Below are 13,431 nucleotides of genomic sequence, written 5' to 3' on the forward strand. Positions count from 1 at the left end.
GTAAGCGTGGGTTGTTTCTTTAAGAAGGAGGATTTTTAACGGTGAAACAACCTTACAATACTACGATTTACAACACGGCGCTTTATATGAGATTGAGCCGGGACGATGAAAACTATGGTGACAGCGTAAGCATTGAAACACAGCGGACAATCCTGCAACAGTACGCAAAGGAACAGGGACTTCATGTAGTCGGTGAGTATGTGGACGATGGCTGGTCGGGGACGAACTTTGAACGCCCGGATTTTCAGCGCATGATGGACGATGTGGAAGCCGGAAAAGTAAACTGCATTGTCACGAAAGACCTTTCCCGTTTCGGGCGGGAACATGTGATGATGGACTACTATCTGGAATTTCTGTTCCCGGAAAAACGGGTGCGCTACATCGCCGTTGCGGAGAATGAGGACACAGAGAAAGGGCTTTCCGATTTTGTCCCGTTCAAAAACCTGTTCAATGAATGGTTTGCGAAAGATACAAGCCGCAAGGTAAAGGCCGCTTTCAAAGCAAAGTTTGCCACAGGACAGCGTATCGGCGCTTATGCTCCCATCGGGTACAGGAAACACCCGGAAATCAAAAACAAGCTGATAATCGACGAGGAAACCCGCTGGATAGTGGAGAAGATTTTTGACCTCGCCATTCATGGCAGAGGGGCGGCCAGTATCACAAGAATACTGATTGCGGAAAAGGTTCCCACGCCGGGATTTATCAACTTCCAGCGTGACGGGACTTTCGCAAACATCTATGCGGGTGCGCCAGAGGAAAAAAGCTACGCATGGACGATAGCGCAGGTCAAGAGCATTATGAAAGACGAAACCTATATCGGCCATACCATCCACTACCGGGAAACAAACATTTCCTTTAAGAACAAGCGGAGGATACGCAAGCCCCAAAGTGAATGGGTGCGGGTGGAGAACACGCAGGAGCCGATTATCAGCGAACAGGTTTTCCGGCAGGTACAGGAGCAGATAGCAAACCGCCGCAGAAAATGCAAGGACGGTACAACACAGATTTTTTCCGGATTGGTAAAATGTTCGGATTGCGGCTGGTCGTTGTCCTATGGGGAGAACAGGCAGAACAGCAAGCCTTACGGCCATTATCATTGTAGCAAGTACGGACAGGGCACACGCCAATGCTCCATGCATTATATCCGCTATGATGTGCTTTACGCCTATGTCCTCTCCCGTCTGCAATACTGGTCGGGGCTGGTACAGCATGATGAAGAACGGCTCTTGAAGCGGCTGTTAAACGCCAATGACAAGGGACAGGCCGCCGCAAGAAAGAAGCAAGCCGCAGAGTTGAACAAAGCGGAGAAGCGGAAAGCCGAAGTCGATACCCTGTTTGCCCGGATGTATGAGGACTGGGCGGCGGGGCGTATCACAGAATACAACTTCTCTATGCTGTCCGGGAAGTACCAGAGCGAACAGGCTGAACTGGACACAAAGATTGAACAGCTTCAATCCGCTATCGCCACTGAAAGCCAGAACGCCGCAGACGCAGAAAAATGGATTGCCTTGATGAAAGAGTGCGTCAATCCAACAGAACTGACCGCCGAACTTTTGAATACGCTGATTGAAAAAATCGTTGTCCATGAAGCGGTCAAAGGTGAGGACGGAAGCCGGGAACAGGAGGTAGAAATCTTCTACCGCTTTATCGGCAAAATTGATTAAATGACACCAATATTTTTAACTATGTGATACCGGCATTGGATGTCCTGATGTCTCCCTGCTTCAGGAGCTTTCAGATGTCTTGGGGGTAAATATTGAAAAAATACTGTTGGGCGATTTGGAACCCAATGAAAAAGATGGAGGAAATATGAAACGAATTAAATTCTATATGTGCCCTGTCTGCGGCAATGTGATAACAGGCACGGGCATGGCGGAAATCTCCTGCTGCGGCAGGAAGCTGAATCCCCTGGAGGCCAGACCGGCAGACCTGTCCCACCGTGTGTCCGCGGAGGAGGTGGAAGGTGATTATTACATCACTCTGGAACATGGTATGGAAAAACAGCACTACATTACATTTATGGCATACGCTGCCTGGGACAGGGTGCTTTTAATTAAGCTGTACCCCGAACAGGCAGCCCAGGCACGCTTTCCCAGGACTCATCACGGAATGCTGTATATCTGCTGCAGCAGCCACGGGCTTTTCTCAACCAGTCTGTAGGCCCTTTTTCCAAAATCCCATTGACATTGCTCTCTGTATCCTGTATGATACTCAATAGACCGACGGTCGGTCTACAGAATAGGAGGGCAGAACATGGCACGCATTGTTAAAGAAGCGGATGGATGATTGAGGAATTCCATCTGCCGGTCAACGCGCAGATGCACGAAAAAAGCATTGTGCGCTCCATCCTGGCGCTCTCACCTATCCTGGGCCAGGTGGTGTCCCAGGGCGTGGAGCAGCATATATTCTCCACGGAATATCCCCTGGAAGCCATACAGATACTGCTGGCCTCCGGCCAGGTACTGTTTGATTCCTCCATGTTTGCATGGACGCCAGCGGAGATGGAGCAAAAGGTAAATGGATTCATAGCTGCCATGGAAGCTGTCCTGGGCGCTGAAGCCGGAACCTTTGAGCCCATGAAACAGATTCTGGCCGCAGGAAACACCATTGCGCCGGAGTCCCGCCAGAAACCGGAGTCCCACCAGAAACCGCAGCCCCGGTCAGGGAGGGACTTCCATTCTTCTTACAGCCGCTGTCATGATGCTGCTTTCCGTCATCAGCTCCATGTATGAACCAGCGGTAACAGCCAGCATTCCCCTACTGGTAAAGGAAGAACATCTGGAAGGCGCCAACGGTCTTGTAAACGGAGTCCAGGCCCTGTCCATCGGAGCCGTGGCTGGGAAGATGCGCATGGATAACCTTTACCGCCTGCTGGCAGCCATCACCCTGCTGATTCTTCCCATGGCCCTGTCTGTGACCCCTGCTCTGATTAGCTGCGGCTTTTATCCGTCCTACCTGTTATTCCTGGCATGCGCTGTGTCCATTGCCATGATTATGACCATCATCTCCATCTTCATTGTCACAAAGGTCCAGAAAGAAACCCCCAACGAAAATCCGGGAAAGGTGATGGCCATTATCACGGCGGCAGCACAGTGTGCGGCTCCCCTGGGGCAGCTGGTCTGCGGGTTTATCTTCCAGACCTTCTCGGCAAGGCTTTATCTTCCGGCCCTGTTTATATGCATTGCCATGGCATTGGTTTCCCTGGCTGCCAGACATCTGTGGGCGGAAATCACAGTCTCTTAATCCACGGGCCTTTTCTTCCTGGCAGCCATCATATAGCGGTGGATGGTCCCGTCAACAGAGCCGTGTGACTCCAGAAGGTCCTGGGCAGCAAACAGTCTGTCCAGGCAGCCATCCACGGAAAAGCCCGGAAATTCCCACTCAATGATTTTGGCAAACCAGACAAGGGCTCCCACGTCAAAAAAACGTATAGGGCGGAAGGCTTCGCCTTTTTCCATGATTTCAAAGCCTGCCCCGGTAAGGGTCCGTGACTGCAGCTTCAGGTTCATTCCTGGAAAGGGCTTGGGCGTGCCCGGCAAAAGCAGCCCTGCCAAATCCCTGTCATTCTCCTCCCCCACCTGCTGGGTTATGAATATACCTCCCGGCTTCAGGATGCGGTACACTTCCTCTGCAGCATAATTCCCATGACGGTTTATGACCATATCAAAACAGCTGTCCGGAAACGGCAGAGGAAGATTTCCCGACGCCTCCCTGAAATCAATTCCCAGAGGCGCCAGACGTTTCCGGCACAGCTCTGCATTGGGCGGATATGCCTCAGTGGCACTGGTCCTGCCGTATGGATGGCCCAGCGACAGGAGAAACTCGCCTCCCCCTGTGTCCATATCCAAAAGATAGTCCCTGTCTTTAAGATGGGACAGGATAATTGTCCTGTAATCCCAGGGCAGGCCGCCCTCCTCCCTGTACCTGTCTTCTATGTGCGAAAAATCCCACCCGTGAATGTGGGCCAAAGCCTCCTCGGCTTTCCATATCTTTTTTAATTCCTCAGTCTTCATAGCGCTGCTCCTTTCCCTATTCATCACCTGGTTCCATGGATAGGGCGCAGCCCCGGAAATGACAGCCTGATTCTTTCATCCCGACACAATGGCTGTCTGCCTTAAGGCTGCGCCGGGTAGTTATCTGACATGCTTTTTCTCATAATTCCTCCTTGCCGGCCACAAAACAGGCCTGTGTGTCTGCTGCTATCAGCACGTATCCCTGTCTGATTCTCCAATTGTCCTTACAGCTTCGGGATGTAATCATTATACTCCCTTATGCCCGAAGGGGTAAATACATAAGGCTTTTCCGGCTGTTTTCAGCATATTTTTTTGTATTATAAATAAAAACAATAAGATTTCGTGTTTTCACCCTATTTTTATATCTGAAACCGTATTTTCTTGCTTTTTCCATTTTTTTGTGGTAGATTAGTTGATATTATTCAGACCAAAGCCGTATCCCTCACACTACATTACGGCTGCGGGGAAATGAGGTATCATTATGGAACTGGTAAGCAGTATCGTAGAAGGCATCAATAACTGCCTCTGGGGCATTCCCATGATTGGCCTTCTCTTCGGAACCCATCTCTTCCTCACCTTCAAAACAGGATTCATCCAGCGCATGACCTTTACGGGTATCCGCCTGTCCGTCACCAGGGACCAGGATACCCACGGTGATATCAGCCAGTTTGCGGCCCTCACCACCGCCCTGGCCTCCACCATCGGCACAGGAAATATCATAGGCGTGGGTACGGCCATAGCCCTGGGAGGACCGGGCGCCGTGCTCTGGTGCTGGCTCACAGGCGTATTCGGCATCGCCACCAAGTACGGCGAATCCCTGATTGCAGTAAAGTACAGGGTGCGCACCAAGGACGGAACCATGCTGGGAGGCGCCATGTATGCTCTGGAACGCGGTCTTAACATGCGGTGGCTGGGCATTGCTTTCGCAGTCCTTGGAACCCTTACATCCTTCGGCATAGGATGCGGCGTGCAGGTCAATGCCATATCCAGCATTGTAAACAGCAATGTTGCCCCTGCCGTCATGGCCGGCTCCGGAAGCCTTAAGGATATTCTGGATACATACCCCTGGGCCATCAGCCTGGCAGTGGGTCTTGTCACGGCAGCTATCACCTGTCTGGTAATTTTCGGGGGCGTAAAATCCATTGCCAGGGTATGTGAAAAGCTGGTTCCCTTCATGGCCTTTTTCTACGTGGCGGGCTGCCTTGTGATTCTGTTCATCAACCGCGCCTTCCTGGGCCAGACCTTCTCCCTTATCATTAAGAGCGCCTTCACAGAGGTCCGTTCCATTGCCGGCGGCCTGGCCGGGACCGGCATCATGATGTCAGCCAGGTACGGAATTGCCAGAGGTCTCTTTTCCAATGAATCCGGCATGGGTTCCGCTCCCATTGTGGCCGCTGCCGCCCAGACCCGCAACCCGGTGCGCCAGGCTCTGGTATCTGCCACCGGCACCTTCTGGGATACGGTTGTGGTGTGTCTCATGACCGGACTGGTACTGGTCAGCAGCATCATTGGCCATGATGCCATAAATGTGGCCAACCTGTCCGGCGGCGGGCTGACCAACGCAGCCTTCAGCCTGATTCCATACATCGGGCAGCCCATACTCATCGTGGGCATCATTACCTTTGCCTATTCCACCATTCTGGGCTGGTCTTACTACGGCGAGCGCTGCCTGGAATATCTGATGGGCAAGCGGGGTGTAATCCCCTATCGTGTGGCATGGATTGCAGTGCTAGTGGCTGCCCCGGTCATTCAGCTGGAGCTGGTGTGGTCCATTGCCGACACCCTCAATGCGCTGATGGCTGTTCCCAACCTGATTGCAGTCCTGCTTCTGTCCGGTGTGATTGCCAGAGACACCAGATATTACCTGGCGCACCTGGATGAAAAGGATAAAACCCCGATTCCCCTGGTCAGCGACCAGGGAGTCCTTCCCTTTTTCAAACAATAAACAGAAACGGGAGCACGCTGATTGCCAGTGCTCCCGTTCCTGTTTATTCGCTGTCATCCTTATGGTCCTTGGTTATGCTGCCCAGCACCATCACCGCCGCCATGATGATGATAATGGCAGCAAAGATTCCGCCCATGCCTTTTCCCATGATTTCCAGGGCAATTCCCACATGTTCCATATTCATATGCTTCCTCCTTTGCCGCAATGCGCAGAGCCTGTCTGCACCTGCCTCCCTTGTCCTACAGATACTGGGATACAATGCTGATGACCAGTCCGCCTGCAATGACCGATGCCACCTGGCCCGATACATTGGTGCCCGCTGCCTGCATCAGTATGATGTTGCCCGGTTCCTCCCTGGCAGCCATCTTCTGCACCACCCTGGAAGACATGGGGAAGGCGGATATGCCGCAGCCCCCAATCATTGGATTCACCGGTTTCTTACCTGCCATTTTAAGGAATACATTTACCAGCTTTGCAAAGAGCACGCCGCCGATGGTATCGAATACAAAGGCCACCAGTCCCAGAATCATAATCATCAGAGTGGCCGGATTCACAAACTGCTCCGCCCTCATGCTGAATGAAATGGTAATGCCCAGAAGCAGGGTGATGATGTTGGCAAATTCATTCTGGGCTGTCTGGCTCAGACTGCCCAGGACGCCGCATTCCCGAAGTAAATTCCCAAACATGAGGAAACCTACCAGAGCCACGGACTGAGGCGATATAAGCCCCACTATCATGGTCACTGCAATGGGAAAAGCAATGCGCAGCTGCCGGTTCACGCTCTTGGGATTGTACTCCATATGGATGCAGCGCTCCTTCCTGGTGGTCACCAGGCGGATGGCAAAGGGCTGGATAATGGGAACCAGGGCCATATAGGAGTAGGCCGCCACCGCTATGGGGCCGATGTACCTGGACCCCAGGACCTGGGATACCAGGATGGAGGTGGGTCCGTCCGCCGCGCCGATGATGCCGATGGAGGCAGCGTCCCTCAGGTCAAAGCCCATAAGACATGCAATGAGGATGGCTGCAAAGATTCCAAACTGGGCCGCTGCCCCGAAAAGGAACAGTACTGGCTGGCTCAGCAGCGGTCCAAAATCAATCATTGCGCCAATTCCGATAAAAAGCAGGATTGGCATTGCCTCCGACGCCTCGATTCCGGTCTTGAACAGCCATTCTATGATTCCGGCCGCAGGAATCTTTCCCTGTACCATCTGGTCCACCACGCCGGAATAAGGCAGGTTCACCAGTATAGCGCCAAAGCCCAGGGGCAGAAGAAGCGAAGGTTCGTATTCCTTCTTAACCGCCAGCCAGATAAGGATGATTCCCACCACATACATGACGGCCTGCTGCCAGGTTACCGCCGTAATGCCCTCCAACAGAAAACTCATTTACTTTCCCTCCTTTGTATCATACCCTGTACATCACTCTTCCGGTTCCTTTTTCGTCTCCTTAAGGGTCAGCTTCACCCACTGGATAACCCTGTCTTCCATTTCCAATATCTCATAATCAGCTTCCGGTGTCATAACTGTCAGGGGAAGCTGTTCCCGGGACGGTATATATCCCAGCTGCTCCATTAAGTATCCGGACAGGGTATCGCAGGAACTGTCCATATGCAGATGCATTTCTTCTTTTAAATCAAACAGGGGAATGCCGCCTGACACCCGGTAAACCTTATGGGGTTCCAGCTCCGTAAGCTCCGGCTCCTCCTCCTCATAGTCGTCATGGATATCTCCCACGATTTCCTCAATCAGGTCCTCCAGGGTAACCATGCCGGACACGCCGCCGTATTCGTCAATCAGAATCGCCAGTTTTATTTTATTTGCCTGCATCTCCCGGAACAGGGCGTCTGTCCTGCGGTTCTCAGGCACAAAATAGGCCGGCTTTAAAAGGGAACGGACATCCAGTTTATCAAAGGAAGTCCTCCTGGCCTCTATGGTCAGTGTCTTGGTGGACAGGATGCCTATGATATTGTCAATCTCACCTTCGTACACAGGAATCTTGGAGTGCATGGATTCCAGAATCTCATCCAGGAACGCCTCCAGGGGCTCACCTATGTCCAGGGCCACCATGTCCTGTCTGGGCACCATCACTTCCTTGGCCCGCTTATCGTCAAAGGAAAATATGGATGTAATCATCTCCTTCTCAATGTCATTGAACACGCCTGCCTCGCTTCCGGTTTCCAGCATGGACTTAATTTCCTCCTCGGACACATCTGTCTCCAGGTTCTCATTGTGCATGCCAATCAGCTTCAGGAAGCCGCTGGTGGACAGGGAAAGCAGCTTTATAAAGGGATTCATAATACGCGATATATAGTAAATGGGACGTACGCAGAACAGGCTGAAGGCCTCTGCTTTCTGCAGGGCAATCCGTTTGGGCACCAGCTCGCCGAACACAAGGTTGAAATAGGCCAGGATAACGGTCACCACAACGCCTGCCAGGGTCTGGCTGTAGGGCACGTTCCGCTGGGCCATCCGCACCGCCAGCACCTGGGCGATACCGGTAGCCGCAGACGCACTGGAGAAAAAGCCTGCCAGGGTAATGGCTACCTGGATGGTGGAAAGAAATACCGTTGAGTCCTTCATCAGGCGCTCGATGAGCGCTGCGTTTTTGCTGCCCTGCTCGGACAGGCGGTGGATTTTGTTCTTATTGACAGATACCACTGCCATCTCGGAGCCTGCAAAGAATGCATTGATTAATGTCAGGATGACTAAGATTGTGATTTGGAATAAAATATTGGCCGCTTCAGGGTCAGATTCCATGGTGAATGATTCCTCCTTCATATTACATAGATTGATTTGTTTCAAGGACTATTATACATAAAGATTGGCAAAATGTCAGCTAAAGATTCCATTAAGATGAATGGCTGGGAGCAGGACAGCTCCCAGGGGAATCAATCCAGGGGCTGTATGTAGAAATTTCCCACCACGTCGCTGGAATTAATGACATTCACGAACGTATCCGGATACTGCTCCCGTATCCGTTTCTTCATCTTCCTCACGTCGCTGTCCGAAAGCACGGTATAAATCAGGTATTTCTTGTTGGCTGAATAGGAGCCAAAGCCCTTTAAAATCGTGCTGCTGTGATTGGTCAGCTCCAGCAGGTCAGCGGACACGGCCGCCGGGTTATCTGTTACAATGAGCAATGTTTTTTTCTTATATTTCTTGTAAAAGGTGTTGATGACCTGGGTGTTGCAGAACTGGAAAATAATGGAATACAATGCCTTATCCATTCCAAAAATTCTTCCCGATATCAGGATAATAACTGCGCTGAATAACAGCATGTAATTGAAGGTGGAAACCTTGTATTTTGCCGACAGCGACATGGCGATAAAATCCGTTCCGCCTCCGCAGGCCCTGCTGTTAAGGACCAGGCTCATGCCCAGGCCGTTCAGTATACCGCCGAATACAGATATCAGCAGGATGTCCCCTGTGATGGGAACCACCGGCAGCTCATCCACCAGCACCGACACGGTCAGCAGGCAGATGCAGGACAGAATTGTAAATTTCTTTCCCACCAAGCGGTAGGCGAACACGGCCGGCACCGCGTTAAAAAGGACGTTCAGAAGGGTAAATGATATCTGGACATCGTAAAAGGTAAGGCCGATTCTCTGAATCAGCTTGGCCAGGCCGGTAAATCCTCCCGGCACCAGCTCTCCCTGTTCCACAAAAGTATTCATATTGACAGCTACAATCAGGCTTCCCAACAGGATGCAGAGAAAGGCCGCCGCGTCCTTCCTCTTCCTGTTTTTGTTCTGCTGCTTCATATTCTCCTGATACAATTCAGACATCATCTGTCCGTCTCCCATATGTCCGCCCCCTTTTCCTGCGCCCTTTATCCTCTGACAAACTGGGCATTGTAAATATCCGCGTAAAAACCGTTCATTCCCAAAAGCTCCTCATGCCTGCCCTTTTCCACAATCCGGCCGTCCCGCATGACCAGAATCACATCCGCCTCCCGGATGGTGGACAGCCGGTGGGCCACAATAAAGCTGGTCCTGCCCTCCATCATCCGCGCAAAGGCTTTCTGGACTTTGATTTCAGTCCTGGTGTCAATGGAGGATGTGGCCTCATCCAGTATAAGCATGGGAGGAAGACACAGCATGACCCTGGCAATGCAGAGCAGCTGTTTCTGTCCCTGGGACAGGTTTCCTCCGTCCTCGCTGATGACGGTGCCGTATCCGTCCGGCATCCGCATGATGAATCCGTGGGCATGGGCCTGTCTGGCTGCCTGGATGATTTCCTCCTCAGAAGCCTCCGGATGTCCGTAGGCTATATTGTCCCGGATAGTGCCGGATTTCAGCCAGGTATCCTGAAGCACCATGCCGTAGCTGGTCCTCAGGCTCTCCCTTGTTACATTCCGTATGTCGGTCCCCTCCACCTCAATTGCGCCGGAGTCCACATCGTAAAAACGCATCAGCAGATTGATAATGGTGGTCTTGCCGCAGCCCGTAGGCCCTACGATGGCCACCCGCTGGCCGGGCTGTACCGACAGGTTGAAATCCTCAATCAGCTTTTTCTCAGGCGTATAGGAAAAGCACACCTGCTTAAGCTCCACGCCGCCCTTTACGTCACAGAGCACCTCTGCATCCTCCCTGTCCTCTATGATGGTCCTCTCATCAATCAGTTCAAACACGCGGGCAGCGGACGCAAGGGCATTCTGCAGCTCTGTCACCACCCCCGATATCTCATTAAAGGGCTTTGTGTACTGGTTTGCATAGCTTAAGAAGCTGGTCAGCTGTCCCACGGTGATAAATCCCCGGATGGCCCCGTAGGCGCCTGTAATCCCCACCGCAGCATAGACCAGGCTGTTTACAAACCGAGTGGCCGGGTTGGTGATGGATGAAAAAAAGGTGGCTCTCAGGCTGTATCCGGCCAGACGGTCATTGATTTCCTCAAACTCCTTCTGCGCCTCCTCCTGATGGCCAAAAGCCTGGACCACCTTCATATTGCCTAACATCTCATCGGTCAGGGAGGTCAGCTCTCCCCTTGTCTCAGACTGTTTCCGGAACATGACAAAGGTTTTTTTTGCGATGAAGCTGGCCACAAACAGGGAGATGGGAGTCAGCACCACAACCACTGCCGTGATGGCAGGCTGGATGGAAAGCATGAACAGCAGGGTGCCTGCTATGGTCAGCAAGCCTGTGAACAGCTGGGTAAAGCCCATGAGAAGTCCCTCTGAAAACTGGTCTATGTCCGCTATAATCCGGCTTATGATGTCACCTGAAGGATGGACATCGATATAGCTTAAGGGCATTACCTCCAGATGGTTGAAAGCCCTGGTACGGATATCCTTCACCACCCGGTAGGTGATGATGTTGTTGATATGGTTCATAAGCCACTGGGAGACAGAGGTAATGGCCACAGCTCCCAGTATTTTCATGAGAATGCCCTTTAAACCGGCGAAATCCACATGGCCGGACGAGACAATACGGTCCACGGCCTGGCCTGTCAGAATGGGCACGTAAAGGGTAAGGGCCACGGTGACGAGGGCCAGGAACAGGGAAAAGATAACGCTCCACCTGTACTGGCTGATATATTTCAGGATTCGCTTCAGGGTCTCCCTGCTCCTGTTTTTGTCCAATGCCTGTTTTTTACTGCTCATCCCGTTCCACCTCCTCCTTTGAAAGCTGGGAAAGACAAATTTCCCTGTATACCTGGCAGTCCTTAAGAAGCTCCTTATGGGTGCCCGCGCCTGCCAGATGTCCCTCATCCAGCACCAGGATGGTGTCCGCCCCCTTAATGGTAGTTGCCCGCTGGGATACAATGAATACCGTCATATCCCTGGTATTCTCCCGGATGGCCTTTCTCAGCCTGGCGTCCGTGGCAAAATCCAGGGCCGAGGCGCTGTCGTCCATAATCAGGATTTCCGGCTTTCTCACCAGGGCCCTGGCTATGGCCAGCCTCTGGCGCTGTCCGCCTGAGAGATTACGGCCTCCCTGGTCAATGTGAAGGTCCAGCCCCTCTCCCTTTGAATCCACAAATTCCCGGGCCTGGGCCGTATCCAGGGCCTGGTAGATTTCCTCATCCGATGCATCCTGTTTTCCCCAGCGCATGTTGTCGCGGAGGGTACCCTTAAACAGCACGGACTTCTGCGGGACCACTCCCGTCTTCTCTCTCAGCGTGTCCAGGGAATAATCCTTTACATCTGTTCCGTCCACCAGCACCTGCCCTAGGGCTGCATCGTAAAACCTGGGAATCAGGTTCACCAGGGTGGATTTGCCGGAGCCGGTTCCGCCTATGACGCCTATGGTCTGCCCGGCCATGGCCCGGAAGGAAATACCCTTTAAAGCCGGCTCCTTGGCGCCTGCATACACGAATTCCATATCTTTAAATTCCACCTTTGGAATCCGCGGCCCGCGCTCCCCATCTGCAGACATCCCGTCCTCACGGGACCCGGCGTTTACGGTTTCCGTTCCATCCATTTTCCCCTTATCCTCAATGCTGCTCTCCACCCGGAATATACTGTCCACCCGGTTCATGCAGGCAGTGGCCTTGGAAATAATGATAATCAGGTTCGCCATCTTTATAAGCTCCACCAGAATCTGGGACATGTAATTCACCAGGGCAATCACCTTGCCCTGGGTGATAATCCCTCTGTCCACCTGTTCCGCTCCCACCCAGATAACTGCCACCACAGCAATATTTATGATGACATAGGTCACCGGGTTTAACAGGGCTGATATCTTTCCCACAAACACCTGCATCCTGACCAGGTTTCCGTTTTCCCGGTCAAATTTCTCTGTCTCGCTTTTCTGCCTGTTAAAAGCGCGGATGACACGTACGCCCAGCAGGTTTTCCCTGGTGGTCAGCAGCACCTTGTCCAGCTGCCTCTGTACGGATTTATAGAGAGGCATGCTGACCGCCATAATACCGAACACCACCACGCAGAGCACCGGTATGGTGACCACAAAAACAAAGGCCGAGCGCACATCCACGGTAAAAGCCATGACCATGGCGCCGAACACCACAAAGGGCGAGCGCAGCAGCAGGCGCAGCGTCATGTTGATACCGCTCTGCACCTGGTTTATGTCGCTGGTCATCCTTGTGATAAGCGTGGCCGTGCCCACTGTGTCTATCTCTGTATAAGACAATCTTCCTATATGGGAAAACAGGTCATTGCGCAGGGAGGTGGCTGCTCCCGTAGCTGCCTTTGCAGCAAAATACTGGGCTGTCAGGGAACAGGTCAGTCCAATGAGGGCCAGCAGCACCAGCACGCCCCCCATTTTAAGAATGTATCCGGTGTCCCTGCCCCGGATGCCCACGTCCACCATGCGGGCCACCACCAGCGGCACGAACAGCTCAAAGCTGGCCTCCAGCATCTTAAACAGCGGGCCCAGTATGCTCTCTAACTTGTAGTCCTTCATATAGCTGAACAATCGTTTCATAATTGTCTTTCACTCCTCTGCCGGAATCCATTGTATTTTTTCACACTGCCTGGTATTATAACATAGAATCAACCATATATAAAATATTG

The 13,431-nt window shown here is 52.3% G+C and carries 12 protein-coding genes; 5 read left to right on the plus strand and 7 right to left on the minus strand.

The window, feature by feature from the left end:
- Positions 1–86: 86 nt before the first annotated feature.
- The 4 genes from FGS84_RS12900 to FGS84_RS12915 all read left to right on the plus strand — a co-directional run bounded on the left by FGS84_RS12900 (position 87) and on the right by FGS84_RS12915 (position 3,243).
- The gene (locus FGS84_RS12900) at positions 87–1,664 is read left to right on the plus strand and encodes a recombinase family protein (protein WP_079700475.1); all 1,578 of its coding nucleotides are present in this window, start codon (positions 87–89) and stop codon (positions 1,662–1,664) included.
- 145 nt (positions 1,665–1,809) lie between these two features.
- Positions 1,810–2,160 carry an XRE family transcriptional regulator gene (locus tag FGS84_RS12905; protein ID WP_243129960.1) on the plus strand — a complete coding sequence of 117 codons (351 nt, stop codon included), beginning with the start codon at positions 1,810–1,812 and terminating at the stop codon, positions 2,158–2,160.
- A gap of 122 nt (positions 2,161–2,282) precedes the next feature.
- Complete coding sequence (locus FGS84_RS12910) at positions 2,283–2,732, plus strand: hypothetical protein (protein ID WP_243129961.1); 450 nt, start codon at positions 2,283–2,285, stop codon at positions 2,730–2,732.
- Complete coding sequence (locus FGS84_RS12915; protein ID WP_243129962.1) at positions 2,698–3,243, plus strand: hypothetical protein; 546 nt, start codon at positions 2,698–2,700, stop codon at positions 3,241–3,243. Before FGS84_RS12910 ends, FGS84_RS12915 begins: the two co-directional genes overlap by 35 nt.
- Here FGS84_RS12915 and FGS84_RS12920 read toward each other — a convergent pair.
- A complete protein-coding gene (locus FGS84_RS12920; protein ID WP_138308839.1) occupies positions 3,240–4,013 on the minus strand; it encodes a class I SAM-dependent methyltransferase in 774 nt (257 codons plus the stop codon). The two genes, FGS84_RS12915 and FGS84_RS12920, sit on opposite strands and share 4 nt — an antisense overlap.
- Before the next feature lie 481 nt (positions 4,014–4,494).
- Here FGS84_RS12920 and FGS84_RS12925 point away from each other — a divergent pair, with 481 nt between their 5' ends.
- On the plus strand, positions 4,495–5,958 hold the full coding sequence (locus FGS84_RS12925) for an alanine/glycine:cation symporter family protein (protein ID WP_138308842.1): 1,464 nt from the start codon (positions 4,495–4,497) through the stop codon (positions 5,956–5,958).
- 43 nt (positions 5,959–6,001) lie between these two features.
- Here the strand turns inward: FGS84_RS12925 and FGS84_RS30880 are convergent, their stop codons facing one another.
- From FGS84_RS30880 to FGS84_RS12950, 6 genes are all read right to left on the minus strand, one after another.
- Positions 6,002–6,142 (minus strand): hypothetical protein, encoded by a 141-nt coding sequence (locus tag FGS84_RS30880; protein ID WP_171042620.1) that lies wholly within the window; start codon positions 6,140–6,142, stop codon positions 6,002–6,004.
- A gap of 55 nt (positions 6,143–6,197) precedes the next feature.
- Positions 6,198–7,346 carry a sodium ion-translocating decarboxylase subunit beta gene (locus tag FGS84_RS12930; RefSeq protein ID WP_138308844.1) on the minus strand — a complete coding sequence of 383 codons (1,149 nt, stop codon included), beginning with the start codon at positions 7,344–7,346 and terminating at the stop codon, positions 6,198–6,200.
- Between the two features lie 33 nt (positions 7,347–7,379).
- Positions 7,380–8,717 (minus strand): hemolysin family protein, encoded by a 1,338-nt coding sequence (locus FGS84_RS12935; RefSeq protein ID WP_138308846.1) that lies wholly within the window; start codon positions 8,715–8,717, stop codon positions 7,380–7,382.
- 131 nt (positions 8,718–8,848) lie between these two features.
- Positions 8,849–9,763 carry a YitT family protein gene (locus FGS84_RS12940; RefSeq protein WP_138308849.1) on the minus strand — a complete coding sequence of 305 codons (915 nt, stop codon included), beginning with the start codon at positions 9,761–9,763 and terminating at the stop codon, positions 8,849–8,851.
- A 26-nt stretch (positions 9,764–9,789) separates the two neighbouring features.
- Positions 9,790–11,559 carry an ABC transporter ATP-binding protein gene (locus FGS84_RS12945; RefSeq protein WP_138308851.1) on the minus strand — a complete coding sequence of 590 codons (1,770 nt, stop codon included), beginning with the start codon at positions 11,557–11,559 and terminating at the stop codon, positions 9,790–9,792.
- The gene (locus FGS84_RS12950; RefSeq protein ID WP_138308853.1) at positions 11,549–13,342 is read right to left on the minus strand and encodes an ABC transporter ATP-binding protein; all 1,794 of its coding nucleotides are present in this window, start codon (positions 13,340–13,342) and stop codon (positions 11,549–11,551) included. Before FGS84_RS12950 ends, FGS84_RS12945 begins: the two co-directional genes overlap by 11 nt.
- Positions 13,343–13,431: the final 89 nt, after the last annotated feature.

Source organism: Clostridium sp. 1001271st1 H5 (assembly GCF_005845215.1).
In the GTDB taxonomy this organism is placed as follows: domain Bacteria; phylum Bacillota; class Clostridia; order Lachnospirales; family Lachnospiraceae; genus Enterocloster.